This window comes from Pseudomonas sp. AK106 (genome assembly GCF_053903055.1).
On record NZ_CP096426.1, the window covers coordinates 1,566,020 to 1,589,526 of the forward strand.

The 23,507-nt window shown below is 61.9% G+C and carries 18 protein-coding genes and 1 pseudogene; 12 read left to right on the top strand and 7 right to left on the bottom strand.

The features are described 5' to 3' along the window. Window positions 1-38: 38 nt before the first annotated feature. The 3 genes and pseudogenes from M1E04_RS07150 to M1E04_RS07160 all read right to left on the bottom strand — a co-directional run. Window positions 39-602: a TetR/AcrR family transcriptional regulator gene (locus M1E04_RS07150; protein WP_065992951.1), complete on the bottom strand. Its 564-nt coding sequence runs from the start codon at window positions 600-602 to the stop codon at window positions 39-41. 104 nt (window positions 603-706) lie between these two features. After that, window positions 707-1,408 (bottom strand): glutathione S-transferase family protein, encoded by a 702-nt coding sequence (locus M1E04_RS07155; protein WP_296306417.1) that lies wholly within the window; start codon window positions 1,406-1,408, stop codon window positions 707-709. Between the two features lie 132 nt (window positions 1,409-1,540). Then, a pseudogene (locus M1E04_RS07160) lies at window positions 1,541-1,684 on the bottom strand (FMN-dependent NADH-azoreductase); the annotation flags it as partial. Between the two features lie 187 nt (window positions 1,685-1,871). Between M1E04_RS07160 and trhO the strand changes: the two are divergent. The 5 genes from trhO to M1E04_RS07185 all read left to right on the top strand — a co-directional run bounded on the left by trhO (window position 1,872) and on the right by M1E04_RS07185 (window position 8,887). Next, window positions 1,872-2,843 carry an oxygen-dependent tRNA uridine(34) hydroxylase TrhO gene (gene trhO / locus M1E04_RS07165; protein WP_296306414.1) on the top strand — a complete coding sequence of 324 codons (972 nt, stop codon included), beginning with the start codon at window positions 1,872-1,874 and terminating at the stop codon, window positions 2,841-2,843. A gap of 3 nt (window positions 2,844-2,846) precedes the next feature. Beyond that, entirely contained in the window at window positions 2,847-3,482 is a 636-nt protein-coding gene (locus tag M1E04_RS07170) for a DsbA family protein (protein WP_192133815.1), read from the top strand. A gap of 10 nt (window positions 3,483-3,492) precedes the next feature. Then, window positions 3,493-5,316, top strand: a complete 1,824-nt coding sequence (locus M1E04_RS07175; protein ID WP_065993245.1) for an ABC transporter ATP-binding protein — start codon at window positions 3,493-3,495, stop codon at window positions 5,314-5,316. Between the two features lie 271 nt (window positions 5,317-5,587). Continuing rightward, window positions 5,588-8,053, top strand: coding sequence for an EAL domain-containing protein (locus M1E04_RS07180; protein ID WP_410935636.1), 2,466 nt, complete (start codon window positions 5,588-5,590; stop codon window positions 8,051-8,053). Between the two features lie 36 nt (window positions 8,054-8,089). Further along, window positions 8,090-8,887 carry a TenA family transcriptional regulator gene (locus M1E04_RS07185; RefSeq protein ID WP_065992963.1) on the top strand — a complete coding sequence of 266 codons (798 nt, stop codon included), beginning with the start codon at window positions 8,090-8,092 and terminating at the stop codon, window positions 8,885-8,887. Between the two features lie 227 nt (window positions 8,888-9,114). Here the strand turns inward: M1E04_RS07185 and M1E04_RS07190 are convergent, their stop codons facing one another. The 4 genes from M1E04_RS07190 to M1E04_RS07205 all read right to left on the bottom strand — a co-directional run bounded on the left by M1E04_RS07190 (window position 9,115) and on the right by M1E04_RS07205 (window position 12,694). Beyond that, on the bottom strand, window positions 9,115-9,861 hold the full coding sequence (locus M1E04_RS07190) for a YciK family oxidoreductase (protein WP_065992965.1): 747 nt from the start codon (window positions 9,859-9,861) through the stop codon (window positions 9,115-9,117). 60 nt (window positions 9,862-9,921) lie between these two features. After that, complete coding sequence (mupP, locus tag M1E04_RS07195) at window positions 9,922-10,593, bottom strand: N-acetylmuramic acid 6-phosphate phosphatase MupP (protein ID WP_065992967.1); 672 nt, start codon at window positions 10,591-10,593, stop codon at window positions 9,922-9,924. A gap of 3 nt (window positions 10,594-10,596) precedes the next feature. Next, window positions 10,597-11,295, bottom strand: a complete 699-nt coding sequence (gene ubiG / locus M1E04_RS07200) for a bifunctional 2-polyprenyl-6-hydroxyphenol methylase/3-demethylubiquinol 3-O-methyltransferase UbiG (RefSeq protein ID WP_456292648.1) — start codon at window positions 11,293-11,295, stop codon at window positions 10,597-10,599. Window positions 11,296-11,362: 67 nt separating this feature from the next. Beyond that, a complete protein-coding gene (locus tag M1E04_RS07205; protein ID WP_065992970.1) occupies window positions 11,363-12,694 on the bottom strand; it encodes a TRZ/ATZ family hydrolase in 1,332 nt (443 codons plus the stop codon). Between the two features lie 163 nt (window positions 12,695-12,857). Here M1E04_RS07205 and mtnA point away from each other — a divergent pair, with 163 nt between their 5' ends. The 7 genes from mtnA (at window position 12,858) to cmk (ending at window position 23,465) form a co-directional block, all read left to right on the top strand. Further along, the gene (gene mtnA, locus M1E04_RS07210; RefSeq protein ID WP_192133795.1) at window positions 12,858-13,934 is read left to right on the top strand and encodes an S-methyl-5-thioribose-1-phosphate isomerase; all 1,077 of its coding nucleotides are present in this window, start codon (window positions 12,858-12,860) and stop codon (window positions 13,932-13,934) included. Window positions 13,935-14,239: 305 nt separating this feature from the next. Continuing rightward, complete coding sequence (gyrA, locus tag M1E04_RS07215) at window positions 14,240-17,035, top strand: DNA gyrase subunit A (RefSeq protein WP_296306400.1); 2,796 nt, start codon at window positions 14,240-14,242, stop codon at window positions 17,033-17,035. Between the two features lie 161 nt (window positions 17,036-17,196). Further along, the gene (gene serC / locus M1E04_RS07220) at window positions 17,197-18,282 is read left to right on the top strand and encodes a 3-phosphoserine/phosphohydroxythreonine transaminase (RefSeq protein WP_065992975.1); all 1,086 of its coding nucleotides are present in this window, start codon (window positions 17,197-17,199) and stop codon (window positions 18,280-18,282) included. Next, window positions 18,282-19,376, top strand: a complete 1,095-nt coding sequence (gene pheA, locus M1E04_RS07225) for a prephenate dehydratase (protein WP_456292649.1) — start codon at window positions 18,282-18,284, stop codon at window positions 19,374-19,376. Before serC ends, pheA begins: the two co-directional genes overlap by 1 nt. A gap of 54 nt (window positions 19,377-19,430) precedes the next feature. After that, entirely contained in the window at window positions 19,431-20,543 is a 1,113-nt protein-coding gene (gene hisC / locus M1E04_RS07230) for a histidinol-phosphate transaminase (RefSeq protein ID WP_456292650.1), read from the top strand. Between the two features lie 28 nt (window positions 20,544-20,571). Beyond that, complete coding sequence (locus M1E04_RS07235; RefSeq protein ID WP_456293157.1) at window positions 20,572-22,779, top strand: bifunctional prephenate dehydrogenase/3-phosphoshikimate 1-carboxyvinyltransferase; 2,208 nt, start codon at window positions 20,572-20,574, stop codon at window positions 22,777-22,779. Continuing rightward, window positions 22,776-23,465 carry a (d)CMP kinase gene (gene cmk / locus M1E04_RS07240; protein WP_065992981.1) on the top strand — a complete coding sequence of 230 codons (690 nt, stop codon included), beginning with the start codon at window positions 22,776-22,778 and terminating at the stop codon, window positions 23,463-23,465. Before M1E04_RS07235 ends, cmk begins: the two co-directional genes overlap by 4 nt. Window positions 23,466-23,507: the final 42 nt, after the last annotated feature.

Genomic DNA, 23,507 nt, shown 5'->3' on the forward strand with positions numbered 1-23,507 from the left:
AGCAGGCCTTGCTGCAGGCCTCGGGGGTCAAGCGGCTATCAAGCCGGTAAGGGGCCATAAGCGCGATAGGCCTCGATCAACGTATCGAACAGCGTGATGTCTGACCGGCTTCTTGCGATGAGCTGGGCCCCCGCGACGGCGGAAAAAATGGCGCGCGCGCGGACGTCGCTGTCGGTTGCCTCGCAGCAGTTGGCGGCGACAAGCTGTCGGCGCAGCCAGTCTGTATTCACCTGAGCAAAAGCCTGAATCTCCTCGGCCATGGCCGTGGGCAGATTATCGGTTTCCGCTCCCACGAAGCTGGCCAGACACAGCCGGTTGCCGGCCTCCAGCGAGCGACGAAAGATCTCTGGAAAACGACGCAGTGCTTCAGCGGGATCCGGCGTCTCCTCAGAAAGCGTCTCCAGCGCCGCCGCACCGTCTTGCCAGTACCGCCTGGCAACGGCAATGCCCAGGTCAGCCTTGCTCGGGAAGTGGTAGTAGATGCTGGCTGGCTTGATGCCAACCGCTTGGGCCAGGTCGCGAAAATTCAGTCCGTTGTAACCCTGTGACTGGGCAATGTTTCGGGCGGCCAGAAGTATGGCTTCGCGGGCGTTGATGCTCATTGTCGTGCCTTTCCTGGGTCGGACGAGTTGCAGTGGAACCGGCGATCTTAAAGCAAAAGTCCCTGCAACCGTCCTCACAGATCATGACTTGCCCTACGGACGTATCACGCGGAAGGCGAATCCAGCTCCGGTATGCCACTGCTGCGATCAGCGTAGGCGGCCTGGAAGGCCGGGCGTTTCTGCCAGCGCTGCCAGTAGCTGTCCAGGTGCTCGAAACGCTCGTCCAGCGGGGTTGCGTTCACCGGGAATTTGGAGAAGGCAATCGCGGTCGCCAGCGTGATGTCGGCAAACGTGGGTTCGGCACCGCCGAGCAGCCACTCGCGACCGTCAGCCAGATGACGATTCACCAGGGCGGCGTGCATCAGTGCCTCCTTGCGGCAGTGCTCACCCCATGCCTCATTCTTCGTCAGCTCCAGCTTGAAGCCGAGCCCGGTGTGCAAGACGTGAAAAGCCGTGACGATCCGATACAGGATATGCACCCAGATGCGGTTATCCCACATGTTGTCCAGGCCTTGTTCCAGCGCGCTTTCGCCCATGATCTTGCGGCCTGGGTAGGACTGGTCGAGAAAACGGGCGATGGCCGGTGTTTCGGAAATATAGCTGCCATCCGCCAACTGGAGCGTAGGGGTTTCTCCCCATGGGTTCATGTTGAGGTGACGCCAGCCGCGTTGCTCGCCACCGGGCGCCATGTCATAGATGGTTTCATCGAACTGATCGGCGATGCCCTTTTCGTGCATGAACAGGCGCAGTCGCTGGGGATTGGGAAACGCCGAAGGAGAGGTGAATAGCTGCAATTTGGTTGTCATGGCGCCGTCCTGTGGTGGAAGAATGTTCACCTAGCGTTTGTTAGGTAGGCAAACCTTAGGCGCGAAAACCGTAGACGTCAATAGGCTACCTAACATTCGTTAGGTTTGTTTCTGCCTCATGCTAACCACCCTTCACGTCAGATCTGCAGCCAGCTTCGAGGCCTGTGCCAGCGCCGCGTTGAAATTCGTTTCTGCGGTCGTCGAATCCGCGAGGGTTGCCTCCGAGACCACCGCATCGATGGCCGGTCTACCCACCATTCGTGCCCAGGTTTTGAGGCGTCTGTGAGGCAGATGCCGATGTTCACGATAGATGAGCAGGGTGATTGAGACGATTGATCAACCCGCCTGCCTGCCCACGTTCGATTCTTGATAGAATCCGCGCCGCGTTGCCCGGTCGGCACGCGTTCATCTGAATCATTCACCCGGTAGGCCCTTTGCGAGGGTCACCACCTGGAGACGCTACATGACCCAAACCGCCCCCATCGTCGTTGCGGCGCTGTACAAATTCGTCACCCTTTCCGATTACGTCGCACTGCGCGAGCCCCTGCTGCAGGCGATGGTCGACAACGGCATCAAAGGCACCTTGCTGATCGCCGAAGAAGGCATCAACGGCACGGTCTCCGGCAGCCGCGAGGGCATCGACGGCCTGATGGCCTGGCTGAAGAACGATCCGCGCATGGTCGACATCGATCACAAGGAATCGTACTGCGACGACCAGCCGTTCTACCGCACCAAGGTCAAGCTCAAGAAAGAGATCGTGACGTTGGGCGTCCCGGGCGTCGACCCGAACAAGGCGGTGGGCACCTACGTCGATCCCAAGGACTGGAACGCGCTGATCGCCGACCCTGAAGTGCTGCTCATCGACACGCGCAACGATTACGAAGTGTCCATCGGCACCTTCGAAGGCGCGATTGACCCCAAGACCACGTCCTTCCGTGAATTTCCGGACTACATCAAAACCCACTTCGATCCAGCGAAGCACAAGAAGGTCGCGATGTTCTGCACCGGCGGCATTCGCTGTGAAAAGGCGTCCAGCTACATGCTCGGTGAAGGCTTTGAAGAGGTCTATCACCTCAAGGGCGGCATCCTCAAATACCTGGAAGAAGTGCCCGAGGAAGAAACCCGCTGGCAGGGCGACTGCTTCGTGTTCGACAATCGCGTCACGGTCCGCCACGACCTGACCGAAGGCGACTACGATCAATGCCATGCCTGCCGCACGCCGATCAGCGCAGAAGACCGTGCCAGCGAGCATTATTCGCCGGGCGTCAGTTGCCCGCACTGCTGGGATTCGCTGAGCGAGAAAACCCGCCGCAGCGCCATCGACCGGCAAAAGCAGATCGAGCTGGCGAAGGCGCGCAATCAGCCGCACCCTATCGGTCGCAATTACCGTGCGCTCGACGGCCAGGCGACTGAAACCCCAAGCAACGAGGCCTGAACCATGTCCACCCGCCTGCTGTACGTGATGGACCCGATGTGTTCCTGGTGCTGGGGGTTTTCTCCGGTGGCCGAAGCATTGGTCGAGCAGGCGGGAGCGGCGGGGGTGCCGTTGCATCTGGTGGTGGGCGGATTGCGCACCGGCAGTGGCGCGGCGCTGGAACCGACGACCAAACGTTACATTCTTGAACACTGGCAAGCGGTGCACGAGGCCACGGGCCAGACGTTCCGTTTCGAGGATGCCTTGCCCGACGGTTTCGTCTACGACACTGCGCCCGCCTGCCGGGCCATCGTTGCGGCGCGCAGCCTGGCACCGGACGTCGCCTGGCGGCTGGTCAAAGAAATCCAGCAGGCCTTTTACCTTCACGGTCGCGACGTGACCCACGGCTCGGTGCTGGCCGAACTCGCCGAAAAAGCCGGTTTGCCGCGCATCGAGTTCGCCGAAGCCTTCGACAGCGTCGAACAGCACACGGCGACCGCGTCGGATTTTTCCTGGGTTCAGGACTTGGGCATCGCGGGTTTCCCGACGATGCTCGCCGAGCGCAACGGCCAACTGGCGCTGCTGACTAACGGCTATCAACCCCTGGAGGTCCTCGGGCCTTTGCTGGGTCGCTGGCTGGAGCGCAACGCCAGTGCCTGACGTCCCTGATCTGGAACATCGCCATCCCGCTGCACCGGCTAATGAACCTCCTGTCGCTGACCGCTTGAACTGGGCGCAGATCAGGCGCCTCGCGCTGCAGCACAAGAAGGCGCTGTGGGTGGCCAATGGCGTCGCGGTCCTGGCGGTGCTCTGCTCGGTGCCGATCCCGCTGCTGCTGCCCTTGCTGGTCGATGAAGTGCTGCTGGGCAAAGGTAATTCGGCACTCGTCTTCATGAATCAGTTTTTGCCGGACAGCCTGCAAAAGCCCGTCGGCTATATCGGTCTGATGCTGGTGGCGACACTGTGTCTGCGTTTGGGGGCACTGGTGTTCAACGTGATCCAGTCGCGCTTGTTCGCCGGGCTCGCCAAGGACATCGTCTATCGCATCCGCACGCGCCTGATCGAGCGGCTCAAGCGGATCTCGCTGAGCGAATACGAAAGCCTGGGCACTGGCACGGTCACCGCGCATCTGGTGACGGATCTGGACACCGTGGACAAATTCGTCGGCGAGACGCTGAGCAAGTTTCTCGTGGCGATGCTGACCCTCACTGGGACCGCTGCGATCTTGATGTGGATGCACTGGCAACTGGCGCTGCTGATCCTGCTGTTCAACCCGCTGGTGGTGTTCGCCACGGTGAAGCTCGGCAAGCGCGTCAAGCACCTCAAGAAACTGGAAAACGACAGCACCTCACGCTTCACCCAGGCGCTGACCGAAACCCTCGAGGGTATTCAGGAGATCCGTGCCAGTAACCGTCAGGGCTATTTCCTCGGATTGCTCGGCCTGCGTGCCCGGGAAGTGCGCGATTACGCGGTGTCGTCCCAGTGGAAGAGCGACGCGTCGGGCCGGGCCAGCGGGCTGCTGTTTCAATTCGGCATCGACATTTTCCGCGCTGCCGCGATGCTCACGGTGTTGTTCTCCGACCTGTCCATCGGCCACATGCTCGCGGTGTTCAGCTACCTGTGGTTCATGATCGGTCCGGTCGAACAACTGCTGAATCTGCAGTACGCCTATTACGCGGCGGGCGGTGCTTTGACGCGCATCAACGAACTGCTGGCCCGCGCGGACGAGCCTCAGTATCCGGGGCACAGCAATCCGTTCGCGGGTCGGCAGACGGTGAGCATCGACGTCCGCGGGCTGAGCTTCGGCTACAACGACGAGTTGGTCCTCGATCAGCTGGACCTGTCGATCAATCCCGGCGAAAAAGTCGCGATCGTCGGCGCCAGCGGCGGTGGCAAAAGCACCCTGGTGCAGTTGCTGCTCGGGCTCTACACCGCGAAATCCGGTCTCATCCGGTTTGGTGGCTCAAGCTTGCAGGAGATCGGCCTGGACACCGTGCGCGAGAACGTCGCCGTGGTCTTGCAGCATCCGGCGCTGTTCAACGACACCGTCCGCGCCAACCTGTTGATGGGCCGGGAGCAGGACGACAGGGCCTGTTGGCAGGCGCTGGAAATCGCCCAGATGGATGCGACGATCCGCGCGCTGCCGCTGGGGCTGGACAGCGTGGTCGGGCGCTCGGGTGTTCGGTTGTCCGGCGGCCAGCGCCAAAGGCTGGCCATTGCGCGCATGGTGCTGGCCGATCCCAAGGTGGTGATTCTCGACGAGGCCACCTCTGCGCTGGACGCCGCCACCGAGTACAACCTGCACCAGGCGCTCAACCGGTTTCTCAGTGGCCGCACGACGCTGATCATTGCCCACCGACTGTCGGCGGTGAAACAGGCGGACCGTGTACTGGTGTTCGATGGCGGGCGGATCGCAGAAGACGGTGATCACCAGCAACTGATTGCAGACGGCGGGCTGTACGCCAGGCTCTACGGACACCTGCAGCAGGTGTGAAACAGCGCGACGGGTTTTAGGGCCGCCACACTGAAATGGCGTATCGCCACTGGACCACGTCAATCCTCGGGCTATGCTCTCCCATGGCAATCACTGAAAATGTGAAAAGCGTCATATTTACGTCTCCGCACTCAAATGGCTGGTTACGTCTTGTAAAAGATGTGAGAGATTGTCTGCTGCATCGTGGAAATTAGCGAAGTCCCTCAGGCTCCAGGAAGGTTGCCTGGTGAAGGGGGAATGAGTATCTGGCAGTGCTGATCAAAGGGACACCATGAAGCAAAAGCGGATTCTCGAGAAGCCTCGTCTTCTGGGCATCGTCTGGCCATTTATCGCCGTCGTGCTGTTACAGGCACTGCTCGGCTGCGTCAGCTTGTACATGATGTCGGCGGTCCGCAGCTACATTGGCGGCGAGAGCCTGTGGTCGAAGGGCCAGAAGGACGCCATTTATTACCTGAATCTCTACGCCAACAGTCGAGATGACATCAATTACCTGAAATATCAGAAAGCGATTGCCATTCCCCAGGGCGGGCATGACTTGCGCCTGGCGATGGATCAGCCGGTGCCCGACATCGCGCGCGCTACTGCGGGGATTCTGCAGGGTGGTAACCATCCCGACGATGCCCAGAGCATCATCTGGCTCTACCTGAATTTTCAGCACTTCAGCTATCTCGAGAAGGCCATCGACCTGTGGAAGGTCGGTGACAACTATCTGGTGCAGTTGGATGAAGTCGCCCGCGAAATGCACGCGCGGATTCAGGAAGGCAATGTCACCAACAGTGAAGTCATGGGCTGGCGCCAGCGCATCAGTGCTATCAACGAAGGCGTCACGCCGGCGGCCATGGCCTTCAGCGACGCGCTGGGCGAGGGCTCGCGGGTCATCCTGCGGATTCTGCTGGTGGTCAACCTCGCCACCGCGCTGTGCCTGATCATCCTCGCGCTGCTGCGCACCCATAAACTGCTGGAGCAGCGCCACGGCTTTGCGATTGCGCTGCAGATGGAAAAAGAACGCGCGCAGATTACCCTGGAGTCCATCGGTGATGGCGTCATCACCACCGATGTCGACGGCTCCATCGTCTACATGAACCCCGCCGCCGAGCTCATGACCCACTGGAAGAACGAGCAGGCAGCCGGTCTGCCGCTGGCGGCGCTGTTCAGCCTGCTCGACGAGAATGACCAGAAAGACACCTCGACCCTGATCGAGCGCATGCTCAGCGGCAATCTGGGCGGCGGCAGTGAAAGCTCACGACTGATTCAACGCCTGGACGGCAGCACCGTTTCGGTCGCGCTAGTCGGCTCGCCGATTCGCACCGAAGGCAAAGTCAGCGGCGCGGTGCTGGTGTTGCATGACATGACCCAGGAGCGGCAGTACATCGCCAATTTGTCCTGGCAGGCGACCCACGATGCGCTGACCGGTCTGACCAACCGCCGCGAGTTCGAATACCGCCTGGAGCTGGCCCTCAACGGCCTGACCGAACAGCCGGCGCGGCATGCGTTGATGTTTCTGGACCTCGATCAGTTCAAGCTGGTCAACGACACCAGCGGTCACGCTGCGGGGGATGAACTGCTGCGGCACATTTGCACGCTGCTGCAACAGGGCGTGCGCGAAGGCGACACGCTGGCACGTCTGGGCGGCGATGAGTTCGGCATCCTCCTTGAACACTGCGCGCCGGAGGCCGCCGAGCGAGTGGCCGAGAGCCTGCGCCAAACCGTGGAAAGCCTGCATTTTGTCTGGAAAGGCCGGCCGTTTGTCACCACCGTCAGCATTGGTCTGGTGCACATCGACGACGTCCCGACCACCCTTGAGACGTCGCTGCGCGCCGCCGACATGGCCTGCTACATGGCCAAGGAAAAAGGCCGCAACCGGGTTCAGGTCTATCACGATGATGACTCTGATCTGTCCACCCGCTTCGGCGAGATGGCCTGGATTCAGCGCCTGCACATGGCCCTCGAAGAGAACCGCTTCTGCCTGTATTCCCAGGAAATTGCAGCGCTGGGTCGCAATGCCGAGCAACGCCACGGCCATATCGAGATTCTGCTGCGGCTGCGCGACGAGTCCGGGCGCATGATCCTGCCCGACAGTTTCATCCCCGCCGCCGAGCGCTACGGCATGATGACCACCCTGGACCGCTGGGTCGTGCAGCACGTCTTCATGATCATCGCCGAGTGCCTCAAGTCCGGACACCGCGAAGGGCCAATGGCCGTGTGTGCGATCAACCTGTCCGGGAGCAGCATTGGCGACGAAGCCTTCCTCGAGTATTTGCGACAGCAGTTCCAGATCTACGCAATCCCCCCTGAACTTATCTGTTTTGAAATCACCGAAACCAGTGCGATCGCCAATCTGGGCAGCGCCATTCGGTTCATCAATGAACTTAAAGGTCTGGGATGCCGTTTCTCTCTGGATGACTTCTGTGCAGGCATGTCGTCATTCGCTTACTTGAAGCACTTGCCTGTGGATTTTCTGAAGATTGACGGGAGTTTCGTAAAGGATATGCTCGACGATCCGGTCAACCGGGCGATGGTAGAAGTGATCAACCATATCGGGCACGTAATGGGCAAACAGACGATCGCCGAGTTCGTCGAGAGCCCTCAGATAGAGCAGGCGTTATTGGAAATCGGTGTGGACTACGCTCAGGGGTACGTCATCGAGCGACCGCAATTATTCACCTGTGAATGTCTGCACGCACGGCCCGCGAGGCAGACCCCACTGTTGTTCAGCGCTCCCGGGACTTTTCGCTGAACACACCATTAAGCAACTTATATAAGGAGCTACACAGTGATCGATATGTTCATTAGAACCGGTCCGCTGATGGATGCCAGCAGTTACCCCGCTTGGGCACAGCAATTGATTGAAGATTGCAGTGACGCCAAGGCCAAGGTGGTAGGGCATGAACTTTATCAACGCATGCGTGACGGGCGGCTCAGTTCTAAGACCATGCGCCAGTACCTGATTGGTGGCTGGCCGGTCGTCGAACAGTTCGCGGTCTATATGGCGCATAACCTGACCAAAACCCGATTCGCCCGACACCCGGGTGAAGACATGGCGCGACGATGGTTGATGCGCAACATTCGGGTCGAACTCAACCACGCCGATTACTGGGTCAACTGGAGCGCCGCCCACGGGGTGAGCCTGGAAGACTTGCAGGCGCAGCGGGTGCCGTCGGAACTTCACGCCCTGAATCACTGGTGCTGGCACAGCTGTTCGTCGGATTCGCTGGTGGTGGCCATCGCGGCGACCAACTACGCCATCGAAGGCGCCACCGGTGAATGGTCGGCCGTTGTCTGTTCCCAGGACACCTACGCGGACATGTTCCCGCCGGACACGCGAAAGCGGGCGATGAAGTGGCTGAAGATGCACGCGCAGTACGACGATTCCCACCCCTGGGAAGCGCTGGAAATCATCTGCACCCTGGCCGGCAACAACCCCAGCGAGCAATTGCAGAGCGACCTGCGAATGGCGGTCTGCAAGAGCTACGAGTACATGTTCCTGTTCCTGGAACGGTGCATGACGCTGGAACGATCTCAGGAAGGCAGCGGCTCGGTCCGTGAACACCGGATCCCCGCCCGCGCCTGATCCCTCAGCCCGCCATGTCCAGGCGGTGGCGGCCCTTGCGCCTGGCGGCGTACAGGGCCGTAGCTTCACGTCGCACCATGCTGTCGGGCGATTCGCCCGGCGGCAGCGTCGAGCAACCGAGGCTGACCGTCACGTCTACGCCCGTCCCTTCAGCGGATAAGAGCGTTGCAGTGCGGCGCTGCGCAGTCACTCGCCTTGGTGAGCCAACCGCGTCAGCACCACTCGGTTCAGCGGGTCTGGGCATCCAGTGCCTGCCCGTTGATGCCGATGCTGTCCGGGCCCATCAGGTACAGGTACACCGGCATGATCTCTTCCGGCGTCGGGTTGTTGGTCGGATCTTCCGCCGGGTATGCCTGTGCGCGCATGTCGGTGCGGGTTGCGCCCGGATTGATGCTGTTGGCGCGCAGCGAACCAAGACCATCGATCTCGTCGGCCAGCGTCTGCATCAGCCCTTCGGTGGCGAACTTAGACACGCCATAGGCGCCCCAGTATGCGCGGCCTTTGCGCCCGACGCTGCTGGAGGTGAACGCGATGGACGCGTCGCCCGAAAGCTTGAGCAACGGCAGCAAGGCGGTGGTCAGCATGAACGTGGCGTTGACGTTAACGTGCATCACCTGCATGAACTGCTCACCGGTGAGCTGTTCGACCGGCGTGCGCGGCCCGATGATCGAGGCGTTGTGCAACACGCCGTCCAGGCGGCCGAACTCTGCTTCGATCATCGCGGCGAGCTCGTCGTACTGAGGGGGCAGGGCAGTCTCGAGATCGAACGGGACGACCACCGGTTGCGGATGCCCGGCAGCCTCGATCTCGTCATACAGCGCGCTCAGATTCGCTTCGGTCCGGCCCAGCAGCAAGACCGTCGCGCCGTGGGCGGCATAGGTTTTCGCCGCAGCGGCGCCGATGCCACGGCCGGCCCCGGTCACCAGAATCACCCGGCCCTTGAGCAGGTCGGGGCGGGCGGAGTAATTGAACATGGCGGCTCCTTTCTAATGTCTAAATGGGCGCAGTGAAGGATTTGGTTGCGGACTGTCGCCTCAGCAACTGCACAACGCGTCATCCAAGACCCGGCGCAGCTCCAGCGGGTGATTCACCACCACGTCCGCGCCCCAGTGATCGGGGTTGTCCTGGGGATGGATGTAGCCATAGCGCACGGCGGCGGTCTTGGTGCCTGCGTCGCGACCGGATTCGATGTCACGCAGGTCATCGCCCACGAACAGCACACTGGCCGGGTCCAGACCGAGCATCTTGCAGGCCAGCAGCAGCGGCTCCGGATCGGGTTTGCTCTTGGTCACATGGTCCGGGCAGATCAGCACCGCGGAACGCTCCGACAAAGCCAGTTGCTCCATGATCGGTTGAGCGAAACGAACCGGTTTGTTGGTCACCACGCCCCAGATCAGTCTGGCTTTCTCGATGTCGGCCAGCAATTCTGCCATGCCGTCGAACAGTTTGCTGTGCACCGCGCAATCGGTCTGATAGCGCGCCAGGAATTCCAGGCGCAGCGCCTCGAATTCCGCTGCCTCGGGGGGCATCGCGAACGCCGCCGAGACCATCGCCCTGGCACCGCCGGATATCTCATCGCGGATCAGCTTGTCGTTCACCGGCGGTAAGCCGCGTTCGGCCAGCATTGCCTGGCAGATCGCGATGAAGTCCGGCGCGGTGTCGAGCAGCGTGCCGTCCATGTCGAAGAGAACTGCCCTCAAGCGCATGGCTCAGACTCCCCGCAGTGTCTGGATCATGTAATTGACGTCGACGTCCGAGGCCAGCTTGTAGTGCTTGGTCAACGGGTTGTAGGTCAGACCGGTGATGTCTTTGACCTGCAGCCCGGCATCGCGGCTCCACGCGCCCAGTTCGGAAGGGCGGATGAATTTCTTGAAGTCATGGGTGCCGCGCGGCAGCAGGTTCATGATGTATTCGGCGCCGATAATGGCGAACAGGTAGGCCTTCGGGTTGCGATTGATGGTGGAGAAAAACACCTGACCGCCCGGCTTGACCATCTTGTAGCAGGCACGGATCACCGACGACGGGTCCGGCACGTGCTCCAGCATTTCCAGGCAGGTCACGGCATCGAACTGCTCGGGCATTTCTTCGGCCAGCGCTTCGGCGGTGATCTGCCGGTATTCCACGCTCACGCCGGATTCCAGCTGGTGCAGTCGCGCCACGGCCAGCGGCGCTTCGCCCATGTCGATGCCGGTCACGGTCGCGCCACGCAAGGCCATGGCCTCACTCAGAATGCCGCCGCCGCAGCCGACGTCGAGGACCTTCTTGCCCGCGAGATTTACCCGTTCGTCAATCCAGTTCACGCGCAGCGGATTGATGTCGTGAAGGGGCTTGAACTCGCTGTTGCGGTCCCACCAGCGATGGGCGAGGGCCTCGAATTTGGCGATTTCGGCGTTGTCGACGTTGCTCATGTGTGATCCTCTGAAACTTGAATTCGGTGTCCGGGCACGGTATCTGACCGTGGCGGCGCTCAATGGGTCAGGCTTTGTCAGCCGCGATGCGGTTGCCCCAGGCTTTGGCGGTCCGGGTCAGCGCTTCTTCGTCCATGCGGGTCAGGCGTTTGTCCTGCAGCAATGGCTTGCCAGCGACCCAGACGTGCGTCACGCAATCGCGACCCGTTGCATAAATAAGTTGTGACACCGGATCGTAGACCGGCTGTTGCGCAAGGCCTGACAGGTCGAACGCGACCATGTCGGCGGCCTTGCCGATTTGCAGCGAGCCGGTGTGATCGTCGATGCCCAGGGCGCGGGCGCCGTTCAGCGTGGCCATGCGCAGTGCACGGTGGGCGTCCAGCGCGGTGGCCGAGCCGGCAACGGCTTTTGCCAGCAGCGCGGCGGTGCGGGTTTCGCCGAGCAGGTCCAGATCGTTGTTACTGGCCGCGCCGTCGGTGCCGATGGCGACGTTGACACCGGCCTGCCACAGGCGCTCGACCGGGCAGAAGCCGCTGGCCAGTTTCAGATTCGATTCGGGGCAGTGGATGACGCTGGAGTTGCTCTCGACCAGCATCGCCAGGTCGTCATCGCTGATCTGGGTCATGTGCACCGCCTGAAAGCGCGGGCCCAGCAGCCCTAGGCGATGCAGCCGCGCAAGGGGGCGCTCCTGACGTTGCTGAACGGCGTCGTGCACTTCAAAGGCGGTTTCGTGGACGTGCATCTGGATCATCGCGTCCAGTTCATCGGCGATGACCCGGATCTTCTCCAGGTTCTCGTCGCTGACGGTGTAGGGCGCGTGGGGCCCCATGGCGATCTTGATGCGGTCGTGGTGGGCTAGATCGTTGAACAGCTCGATGCCGATGTGCAGGGATTCGTCGCTGTTGCGCGCGCCGGGTATCGGGAAGTCCAGCACCGGCACGGTGATCTGTGCGCGAATGCCACTGTTGTGCACTCGCTCGCACGCGACCTTCGGGAAGAAATACATGTCGGAGAAGCAGGTGATGCCGCCCTTCAACTGTTCAGCGATGGCGAGGTCGGTGCCGTCGCGGACGAAATCCTCGTCGACCCACTTCGCCTCGGCCGGCCAGATATGATCCTGCAGCCAGGTCATCAACGGCAGGTCGTCCGCCAGCCCGCGGAACAGGGTCATCGCCGCATGGCCGTGAGCGTTGATCAGCCCGGGACTGAGCAGCATGCCCGGCAACTCGCGCACCTCGATGGCCGGCTGGCGCAGGGCCTCGGCGCGCGGACCGATATAAACGATCAGGCCGTCGCGAATGCCGATCCCGTGCTGCTGCAACACAACGCCGGCGGGTTCGACCGGTACCAGCCAGTCCGGCAGCAACAACAGGTCGAGCGGGGCAGCGGAATGGGGCATGGGGCGGGCATCCAATGGCTTATTACGGGGACGGCGAAGTATACCCGAGCGTCTTCGCAGGCGGCTCGCTATAATCGGCGGCTTTTTAAGGTGCTGGCGATTTGCTTCTTTGCACCGTCGCTGTGGCGGCAAGCTTTTCAAAATTCATCAAGTGGGGTGTGCAATGCGCGATCGATTACTGGCTGCGGAGAAGGTAAAGGCCATCGATTGGCGGGACGGCACGTTGTATCTGCTGGATCAGCGGGTTTTGCCCTTCGAAGAAACCTGGCATCCCTACACCAGTGCTGAAGGCGTAGCCGAAGCCATTCGCACGATGGTCGTGCGCGGCGCGCCGGCGATTGGCATCAGTGCGGCCTACGGCATCGTCCTGGCGGTGGTTGATCGGCTCGCCGAAGGCGGTGACTGGCAGATGGCTCTGGAGGAGGACTTCGACCTGTTGGCCAATTCCCGGCCCACGGCGGTCAACCTGTTCTGGGCGCTGAACCGCATGCGCGAGCGCCTGTATCGCCTCAAGGATCATGAAGATCCCCTGAAGGCCATGGAAGCCGAAGCCGTGGCCATTCACTTGAGCGACCGCGAAGCCAACCTGACCATGGCGCAACTGGGGGCAGAGCTGATCCGCAAGCATCAGGGCAATCTGCAGACCGTGCTGACCCACTGCAACACCGGCGCGCTGGCCACAGGCGGCTTCGGGACGGCGCTCGGCGTGATTCGCGCGGCACACCTGGAAGGCATGATCGAGCGTGTCTACGCCGACGAAACCCGGCCCTGGCTGCAGGGCTCGCGCCTGACCGCATGGGAATTGGTCAACGAGGGCATCCCGGTCACCCTCAACGCCGACTCCGCCGCCGCGCACCTGATGAAAACCAAAGGCATCACTTGGGTCATCGTCGGCGCTGACCGCATCACCGCCAACGGCGACGTCGCCAACAAGATCGGCACCTACCAGCTGGCGGTCGCGGCCATGCACCACGGCGTGCGCTTCATGGTCGTGGCGCCGAGCTCGACCATCGACATGAACCTGGCCAGTGGCGACGACATCCCCATCGAAGAACGCGACGGCCGCGAATTGCTTGAGGTTGGCGGCAAACGCGTGGGGGCCGACGTCGATGCGTTCAACCCGGTGTTCGACGTTACACCTGCTGATCTCATCGACGCCATCGTCACCGAGAAGGGCATTGTCGAACGCCCGGATACGGCAAAAATGGCCCTGCTGATGTGCCGCAAACGCCTGCATTGATCACCGCGCAGCCGATAATGCCATTCGTCGTCAAACGCGCTATCGGGCTCTGTGAGCGCTTCTCAGGCGTCTGCTGGCGAAACGGCTTGTTCGCGGCGCCTGCAAACACTTCGTGCCTGACGGCGATTGTGGTACCATCCGGCGGTTTCCAAAGGGGCGCATGGCGACCCTTATGACTGCGCACATTCATGGCATAACTCGCTGATTTGTCGTAAGTCGTTGCCTGACAATCGTCGGCAGCGGCAAGCCTCGTTCATCCCGGATGGCTGAACGCGGTTTCACCAGAAAAAGGAATCAGGCTTCTCATGGGCGAACTGGCCAAAGAAATCCTCCCGGTCAATATCGAAGACGAGCTGAAGCAGTCCTACCTCGACTACGCGATGAGCGTCATCGTCGGACGTGCTCTCCCCGATGCGCGCGACGGCTTGAAGCCCGTGCACCGTCGGGTACTGTTCGCGATGAGCGAACTGGGTAACGACTGGAACAAGCCGTACAAGAAATCCGCCCGTGTGGTCGGTGACGTTATCGGTAAGTACCACCCGCATGGCGACACCGCGGTCTACGACACCATCGTTCGTATGGCCCAACCCTTTTCCCTGCGCTACCTACTGGTAGACGGCCAGGGCAACTTCGGTTCGGTGGACGGCGACAACGCCGCCGCCATGCGATACACCGAAGTGCGCATGACCAAGCTGGCCCACGAGCTGTTGGCCGACCTGCACAAGGAAACCGTGGACTGGGTGCCGAACTACGACGGCACCGAACAGATTCCTGCGGTCATGCCGACCCGTATTCCCAACCTGCTCGTCAACGGCTCCAGCGGTATCGCTGTGGGCATGGCGACCAATATTCCGCCGCACAACCTCGGTGAAGTCATCGACGGCTGCCTGGCGCTGATCGACAACGGCGACCTCACCGTCGACGAGTTGATGCAGTACATCCCCGGCCCCGACTTTCCGACCGCCGCGATCATCAACGGTCGTGCCGGCATCGTCGAAGCCTACAAGACGGGCCGTGGCCGCATTTACATGCGCGCCCGCTCCATTGTCGAAGACATCGACAAGGTCGGTGGTCGCCAGCAGATCGTCATCACCGAGCTGCCGTACCAGCTGAACAAGGCGCGTCTGATCGAGAAGATCGCCGAGCTGGTTAAAGAGAAGAAGCTTGAAGGCATCACCGAACTGCGCGACGAGTCCGACAAGGACGGCATGCGCGTGGTCATCGAGCTGCGTCGCGGCGAAGTGCCTGAGGTCATCCTCAACAACCTCTACGCCCAGACCCAACTGCAAAGCGTCTTCGGTATCAACATCGTTGCGCTGATCGACGGCCGCCCACGCATCCTGAACCTCAAGGACCTGCTGGAAGCCTTCATTCGTCACCGTCGCGAAGTCGTTACCCGCCGTACCGTGTTCGAACTGCGCAAGGCCCGCGAGCGTGGTCACATTCTTGAAGGTCAGGCCGTTGCCCTGTCGAACATCGACCCGGTCATCGCCCTCATCAAAGCCTCGCCGACCCCGGCTGAAGCCAAAGAAGGGCTGATCAGCACGCCGTGGGAATCCAGCGCCGTGGTCGAGATGGTCGAGCGGGCGGGCGCCGAATCGTCCCGCCCGGAAAACCTCGACCCTCAGTACGGCATGCGAGACGGCAAGTATTTCCTGTCGCCGGAACAGGCCCAGGCCATCCTCGAGCTGCGTCTGCACCGCCTGACCGGTCTGGAACACGAGAAGCTGCTGACCGAGTACCAGGAAATCCTGACTCAGATCGGCGAGCTGCTGCGCATCCTCAACAGCGCCACGCGCCTGATGGAAGTCATCCGCGAAGAGCTCGAGCTGATCCGCGCCGAATACGGCGATGTGCGTCGCACCGAGATCCTCGATGCGCGCCTGGACCTGACCCTCGGCGACATGATCCCGGAAGAAGAGCGCGTCGTGACCATCTCCCATGGTGGCTACGCCAAGACTCAACCGCTGGCCGTCTATCAGGCCCAGCGTCGCGGCGGCAAAGGCAAGTCGGCCACCGGCGTCAAGGATGAGGACTACATCGCTCACCTGCTGGTCGCCAACAGCCACACCACGCTGCTGATGTTCTCCAGCAAAGGCAAGGTGTACTGGCTCAAGACCTACGAGATCCCGGAAGCGTCCCGCGCTGCCCGTGGTCGTCCGCTGGTCAACCTGTTGCCGCTGAGCGAAGGCGAATACATCACCACCATGCTGCCGGTCGATCTCGAAGCCATGCGCAAGCGTGCTGACGAAGAAGAAGCCGAAGGCGTGGACGCCGAGGCCGAAGACCTCGAAAACAGCAACGAGACCGAAGAAGAGCGCAAGGCGCGCATCAAGGCTGCTGACAAGAAGAAGGCGCCGTTCATCTTCATGTCGACCGCCAACGGCACCGTCAAGAAGACCCCGCTGGTGGCGTTCAGTCGTCAACGCAGCGTCGGCCTGATTGCGCTGGAGCTGGACGAAGGCGACATTTTGATCTCGGCCGCGGTTACCGATGGCGAGCAGGAAATCATGCTGTTCTCCGACGGCGGCAAGGTCACCCGCTTCAAGGAATCCGAAGTGCGCGCCATGGGCCGCACGGCTCGCGGTGTGCGCGGCATGCGTCTGCCGGAAGGTCAGAAGCTGATTTCCATGCTGATCCCGGAGCAGGGCAGCCAGATCCTCACCGCTTCCGAGCGTGGCTACGGCAAGCGCACCGCGATCACCGAATTCCCTGAGTACAAGCGCGGCGGTCAGGGCGTCATCGCCATGGTCAGCAACGAGCGTAACGGCCGTCTGGTCGGCGCCGTTCAGGTGCAGGAAGGCGAGGAGATCATGCTGATTTCCGACCAGGGCACGCTGGTGCGTACCCGTGTTGGCGAAGTTTCGAGTCTGGGCCGCAATACTCAGGGCGTGACCCTGATCAAGCTGGCCAAGGACGAGAAACTGGTCGGTCTGGAGCGCGTCCAGGAGCCATCGGAAGTCGAGGGCGAAGAGCTGGACGGCGAAGCGTTCGAAGGCGAAGAGGTTGATGCTGACGTGATTGGCGCCGTCGACACCGACGAGTCCGCTGACGATGCGCAAGCGGATCCCGCGGCTGACGAAGAAGAGCCGCAGGAGTAACGCCGAGAGGGGGGGCTGGTGACAGCCCCCCCTTTTTGACCGATGCCCTACGCGCCGGTCAACCGTTTCGGTAACGGGTGATCGTAATGAAACGAGAACCTTCCGCATTTCCCCGCACTTCACCCGTTCCAAATTAATTCAGTGACACGACGAGAGTGGATATGAGCAAGCGAGCCTTTAACTTCTGCGCAGGTCCTGCCGCGCTCCCTGAAGCTGTTCTGCTGCGTGCCCAGGCCGAACTCCTGGACTGGCATGGCAAAGGCCTGTCCGTCATGGAAATGAGCCATCGCAGCGACGAGTTCGTCTCCATCGCCACCAAGGCGGAGCAGGATTTTCGCGATCTGCTGTCCATCCCCTCCCATTACAAAGTGCTGTTTCTTCAAGGTGGCGGCAGCCAGCAATTCGCTCAGGTTCCATTGAACCTGCTGCCTGAAAACGGCACGGCCGACTACATCGACACCGGCATCTGGTCGCAGAAAGCCATTGAAGAAGCATCGCGTTACGGCAACATCAATGTCGCCGCCAGCGCCAAGCCCGCCGATTATTTCGCCATTCCCGGCCAGAGCGAGTGGAAGCTGTCGAAAGACGCGGCCTACGTTCACTACGTGCCCAACGAGACCATTGGCGGTCTGCAATTCAACTGGATTCCGGAAACCGGCGACGTGCCGCTGGTCGCCGACATGTCTTCGGACATCCTCTCGCGCCGCCTCGACGTTTCGCGTTTCGGCATGATCTTCGCGGGCGCCCAGAAGAACATCGGCCCGAGCGGCATCGTCGTGGCGATCATCCGCGAGGACCTGCTGGGTCGCGCGCGTTCCCTGTGCCCGACGATGCTCAACTACAAGGTCGCGGCCGACAATGGCTCGATGTACAACACGCCGCCGACGCTGGCCTGGTACCTGTCCGGTCTGGTCTTCGAATGGCTGAAAGAGCAGGGCGGTGTCGAAGCGATGGCCACGCGCAATGAGCTCAAGCAGCGCACGCTGTACGACTTCATCGATGCCAGCGGCCTGTACAGCAACCCGATCAACCCGTCCGACCGCTCGTGGATGAACGTGCCGTTCCGTCTGGCCGATGATCGCCTGGACAAGCCGTTCCTCGCGGGTGCCGAAGCGCGCAACCTGCTCAACCTCAAAGGCCACCGTTCGGTCGGCGGCATGCGCGCGTCCATCTACAATGCCATCGACCTCAGTGCGGTCAACGCCCTGACCGCGTACATGGCAGAGTTCGAGAAGGAACACGGCTAATGTCTGAACAAGCACTCAAGGCCCTGCGGGTCCGCATCGACAGCCTGGACGAAAAGGTTCTGGAGCTGATCAGCGAACGTGCCCGCTGCGCCCAGGAAGTCGCCCGGGTCAAGATGGCCGACCTGCCATCGGGCGAGGTGCCGGTGTTCTACCGGCCTGAGCGTGAAGCGGCGGTCCTGAAACGTGTCATGGAGCGCAACCGTGGCCCGTTGAGCAATGAAGAGATGGCGCGGCTGTTCCGCGAAATCATGTCCTCGTGCCTGGCGCTGGAGCAGCCGCTCAAGGTCGCTTATCTGGGTCCCGAGGGCACGTTCACCCAGGCTGCCGCGCTGAAGCATTTCGGCCACGCCGTCATCAGCAAGCCGATGGCTGCGATCGATGAAGTGTTCCGTGAAGTGGCCGCCGGTGCGGTGAATTTCGGTGTCGTCCCGGTGGAGAACTCCACCGAAGGTGCAGTCAACCACACGCTGGACAGCTTCCTTGAGCACGACATGGTGATCTGTGGCGAAGTCGAGCTGCGCATTCACCATCATCTGCTGGTGGGCGAAAGCACCAAGACTGACAGCATCAGCCGCATCTATTCCCACGCCCAGTCCCTGGCGCAATGCCGCAAGTGGCTGGACGCGCACTACCCGAACGTCGAGCGCATCGCCGTTGCCAGCAACGCCGATGCGGCCAAGCGGGTCAAGGGCGAGTGGAACTCGGCGGCGATCGCCGGTGATATGGCGGCGGGCCTTTACGGCCTGACGCGGATTGCCGAGAAGATCGAAGACCGTCCGGACAACGCCACGCGTTTCCTTATGATCGGCAATCAGGAAGTGCCGCCGACCGGTGACGACAAAACGTCGATCATTGTGTCGATGAGCAACAAGCCGGGCGCGCTGCATGAACTGCTGGTGCCGTTTCACCAAAACGGCATCGACCTGACGCGCATCGAAACGCGTCCCTCGCGAAGCGGGAAATGGACCTACGTGTTCTTCATCGACTTCGTCGGCCACCACCGCGACCCGCTGATCAAGGCTGTCCTCGAGCAGATCAGCCAGGAAGCCGTGGCGCTCAAGGTGTTGGGTTCCTATCCGAAGGCAGTGCTTTGATCCTGCGTCCGGACTTGTAGCCCTACGGGTTTCACTGAAGAGGTAAAGCGGTAAATGAGCGGCGACTTCCTCACGCTGGCACAGCCCGGCGTGCAAAAACTATCGCCTTACGTTCCCGGCAAACCGGTGGACGAACTGGCGCGTGAACTGGATATCGATCCGGCGCGCATCATCAAGCTGGCCAGCAATGAAAACCCGATGGGCGCCAGCCCCAAGGCGTTGCAGGCGATCAACGACGCGCTGGCGGAATTGACCCGCTACCCGGACGGCAACGGTTTCGAGCTCAAGCAGCGGCTGTCGCAAGCCTGTGGCGTGCAGCCCGAGCAAGTGACGCTGGGCAACGGCTCCAACGACATTCTGGAAATCGTCGCCCGTGCCTATCTGGCGCCGGGACTCAATGCGGTGTTCAGTGAACACGCGTTCGCCATCTATCCGATTGTCACCCAGGCCGTGGGCGCGACTGCTCACGTCGCCAGGGCAAAGGCGTGGGGTCACGACCTGCCGGCCATGCTCGCCGCCATCGACAGCAACACCCGAGTCGTCTTCATCGCCAACCCCAACAACCCCACCGGGACCTGGTTCGGGCCAAGCGCGCTGGCGGAATTCCTCGCGCAGGTGCCTGACAACGTGTTGGTCGTGCTGGACGAGGCCTACATCGAATACGCCGAAAGCGCCGAGCTGCCTGACGGGCTTAACTTCCTGAGCGCCTATCCAAACCTGCTGGTGTCGCGGACGTTTTCCAAGGCCTATGGCCTGGCGTCGTTGCGCGTCGGCTATGGGTTGTCCTCGCCGGTCGTGGCCGACGTGCTGAACCGCGTGCGTCAGCCGTTCAACGTCAACAGCCTCGCGCTGGCCGCCGCTTGCGCTGCGCTGGGCGACGTGGACTACCTTGCGCGAAGCCGTCAGCTCAATGAAGCCGGCATGCAGCAGTTGGAAGAGGGGCTTGGTCAGATGGGCCTGAGCTGGATTCCCTCCAAAGCCAACTTCATCGCCGTAGACCTGGGCCGCGAGGCCGCTTCGGTTTACGAAGGATTGCTGCGTGAAGGTGTGATCGTTCGCCCGATTGGTGGTTATGGCATGCCCAATCACCTGCGGGTGAGCATCGGTTTGCCGAGCGAGAACAGTCGTTTCATCGAGGCGTTGAGCAAGGTTCTGGCACGTGGTTGATGTCACGTCGCTGCAACCCGCTGCGCCTATGATCGGCCGCCTGGTGGTGGTCGGGCTCGGCCTGATCGGAGGGTCGTTCGCCAAGGGCTTGAAGGAGAGTGGCCTGTGTCGCGAAGTCGTGGGCGTCGATCTCGATCCGCAATCGCGCACACTGGCCGTGGAGCTGGGCGTGGTCGATCGCTGTGAAGACACTCTCGCTGCCGCCTGCGTAGGGGCTGACGTCATTCAATTGGCCGTGCCGATTCTGGCCATGGAAAAACTCCTCGGCGTACTGGCTGGATTGGACCTGGGCAATGCCGTGCTGACCGACGTCGGTAGCGCCAAAGGCAATGTGGTCCGCGCCGCGCGTGAAGCGTTCGGTGTGATGCCGCCGCGCTTCGTGCCCGGCCACCCGATTGCCGGCTCCGAGCAGAGCGGAGTGGAAGCCTCCAACGCCGAGCTGTTCAAGCGGCACAAAGTCATCCTCACGCCACTGGCCGAAACCGACCCATTGGCGCTGGCGCTGGTTGACCGTCTCTGGTCGGCACTGGGCGCCGACGTCGAGCACATGCAGGTCGAGCGCCACGATGAAGTGCTGGCGGCGACCAGTCATTTGCCGCACCTTCTGGCGTTCGGCCTGGTGGATTCGCTGGCCAAACGTAACGAAAACCTCGACATCTTCCGCTATGCGGCGGGGGGCTTCCGCGACTTCACGCGCATCGCCGGCAGTGATCCGGTGATGTGGCATGACATCTTCCTGGCGAATCGCGAGGCGGTGCTGCGCACCCTCGACACCTTCCGCAGCGACCTTGATGCGCTGCGCGATGCCGTGGATGCAGGCGATGGCCACCAGTTGCTCGGTGTGTTCACCCGGGCCCGGGTCGCACGCGAGCATTTCGGCAAGATCCTTGCCCGTCGTGCCTACGTTGAACAAGCCGCGTGCGCCGACCTGAAGTTTATCGGGAAGCCTGGCGGCGTTGTCCGGGGACAGGTTCGCGTGCCGGGTGACAAGTCGATTTCACACCGCGCGATCATGCTCGGGTCCCTGGCCCAGGGCACCAGCGTCGTCGAAGGCTTTCTCGAGAGTGAGGACGCGCTGGCGACGTTGCAGGCATTCCGCGACCTGGGTGTGGTCATCGAGGGACCACACCACGGTCGCCTGACCATTCATGGCGTCGGCCTCAACGGGCTGCGACCGGCGCCGGGGCCGCTTTACCTCGGTAACTCGGGCACGTCGATGCGCCTGCTCTGTGGCCTGTTGGCCGGGCAGCGATTCGACAGCGTGCTGACCGGCGATGCCTCGCTGTCACGGCATTCGATGACCCGTGTCGTCGAACCGTTGCGCCAGATGGGCGCCGTGATCGACACCGCAGAAGACGGCCGGCCGCCGCTGACCCTTCGCGGTGGGCAGGGTCTTCAGGCCATCCGCTACGACATGCCATTGCCCAGCGCTCAGGTGAAATCCGCGCTGTTGCTCGCCGGTCTCTACGCAAATGGCACAACGATGGTGCACGAGCCAGCCCCGACCCGGGACCACACCGAGCGCATGCTGCAAGGGTTGGGTCATTCGGTTTCCGCTCATGACGCGACAGTCGCGTTGCAGTCAGGGGTTGAGCTCAAGGCCGCCCGCATCGAAGTGCCCGCCGATATTTCTTCGGCGGCGTTCTTTCTGGTGGCAGCCTCCATCGCCGAGGGCTCGGATTTGATCGTCGAAGGGGTGGGTGTGAACCCGACGCGCTCGGGCGTCATCGATATCCTGCGCCTGATGGGCGCGGACATCACGCTGGACAACCCGCGCGATGCGGGCGGTGAGCCGGTGGCTGATCTGCACGTGCGCCATGCCCGTCTCAGGGGTATCGATATCCCGCTGGCCCTGATACCGCTGGCCACTGACGAGCTCCCGGCGCTCTTGATTGCCGCCGCTTGCGCCGAAGGGCGAACGGTCCTCAAGGGCGCTCAGGCATTGCGCGTCAAGGAATCAGACCGCCTTCGCGCCATGGCCAACGGTCTGGCGACGCTTGGCATAAACGTTGAAGCGACCGCAGATGGCATCATTATTGATGGTGGAAACCTCGGCGGTGGTGAAATCAACGCGCAGGGCGATCACCGCATCGCCATGGCATTCAGTATCGCGTCGCTGCGTGCGGCCAGCCCGATTCATATCCGGGACTGCGCCAATGTGGCGACTTCATTTCCCAGTTTCCTGACGCTGTGTGCTCAGGTGGGTATTCGTGTAACGCAAGAGGGGCAATCGTGAAAGTTCAAGCTCCGGTCATTACGATCGACGGACCCAGCGGTTCCGGGAAGGGCACGGTGGCCGGCAAGCTGGCCAAACGTCTGGGCTGGTCCCTGCTGGATTCCGGCGCGCTGTATCGGCTGCTGGCCTTCGCGGCCGTCAACCATGGCGTCGATCTGACCAATGAAGAAGCACTGAAACTGCTGGCTGCGCACCTGGACGTGCAGTTCATGGCAGCGACCGATGACCACGGTCAGCGCATTATCCTCGAAGGGGAGGACGTGACGTCGGCCATCCGCAATGAGCATGTCGGCAGTGGCGCGTCGCAGGTGGCGTCGTTGCCCGCTGTTCGTGAAGCACTGCTGCAGCGCCAGCGGGCGTTTCAGGAGTTTCCGGGCCTGATTGCCGACGGCCGCGACATGGGCACGGTGGTCTTTCCCGGCGCGCCGTTGAAGATTTTTCTGACGGCCAGCGTCGACGAGCGTGCCCGACGGCGATATTTGCAGTTGAAGGCAAAGGGTGACGATGTTAGTCTGCCGAGTCTGCTAGATGAGATCCGTGTCCGCGACGAGCGTGACACCCAGCGAGCGGTAGCCCCGCTCAAGCCGGCGCATGACGCCATTCAGCTGGATTCCACCGAATTGTCCATCGAGCAGGTGCTTGAACGCATCCTGAGTGAAGTCGCACTCCGCGATCTCGCCGGATGACCAGAAAGCCATGTGGGAGACCAGTCATAGTCCCGCAGGCTT

What these genes read in the sequence shown, in the direction of transcription:
- M1E04_RS07150 (WP_065992951.1), bottom strand. Translation starts at nt 602, where the DNA reads ATGAGCATCAACGCCCGCGAAGCCATACTTCTGGCCGCCCGAAACATT.
- M1E04_RS07155 (WP_296306417.1), bottom strand. Translation starts at nt 1,408, where the DNA reads ATGACAACCAAATTGCAGCTATTCACCTCTCCTTCGGCGTTTCCCAAT.
- trhO (WP_296306414.1), top strand. Translation starts at nt 1,872, where the DNA reads ATGACCCAAACCGCCCCCATCGTCGTTGCGGCGCTGTACAAATTCGTC.
- M1E04_RS07170 (WP_192133815.1), top strand. Translation starts at nt 2,847, where the DNA reads ATGTCCACCCGCCTGCTGTACGTGATGGACCCGATGTGTTCCTGGTGC.
- M1E04_RS07180 (WP_410935636.1), top strand. Translation starts at nt 5,588, where the DNA reads ATGAAGCAAAAGCGGATTCTCGAGAAGCCTCGTCTTCTGGGCATCGTC.
- M1E04_RS07190 (WP_065992965.1), bottom strand. Translation starts at nt 9,861, where the DNA reads ATGTTCAATTACTCCGCCCGCCCCGACCTGCTCAAGGGCCGGGTGATT.
- mupP (WP_065992967.1), bottom strand. Translation starts at nt 10,593, where the DNA reads ATGCGCTTGAGGGCAGTTCTCTTCGACATGGACGGCACGCTGCTCGAC.
- ubiG (WP_456292648.1), bottom strand. Translation starts at nt 11,295, where the DNA reads ATGAGCAACGTCGACAACGCCGAAATCGCCAAATTCGAGGCCCTCGCC.
- M1E04_RS07205 (WP_065992970.1), bottom strand. Translation starts at nt 12,694, where the DNA reads ATGCCCCATTCCGCTGCCCCGCTCGACCTGTTGTTGCTGCCGGACTGG.
- mtnA (WP_192133795.1), top strand. Translation starts at nt 12,858, where the DNA reads ATGCGCGATCGATTACTGGCTGCGGAGAAGGTAAAGGCCATCGATTGG.
- gyrA (WP_296306400.1), top strand. Translation starts at nt 14,240, where the DNA reads ATGGGCGAACTGGCCAAAGAAATCCTCCCGGTCAATATCGAAGACGAG.
- serC (WP_065992975.1), top strand. Translation starts at nt 17,197, where the DNA reads ATGAGCAAGCGAGCCTTTAACTTCTGCGCAGGTCCTGCCGCGCTCCCT.
- pheA (WP_456292649.1), top strand. Translation starts at nt 18,282, where the DNA reads ATGTCTGAACAAGCACTCAAGGCCCTGCGGGTCCGCATCGACAGCCTG.
- hisC (WP_456292650.1), top strand. Translation starts at nt 19,431, where the DNA reads ATGAGCGGCGACTTCCTCACGCTGGCACAGCCCGGCGTGCAAAAACTA.
- M1E04_RS07235 (WP_456293157.1), top strand. Translation starts at nt 20,572, where the DNA reads ATGATCGGCCGCCTGGTGGTGGTCGGGCTCGGCCTGATCGGAGGGTCG.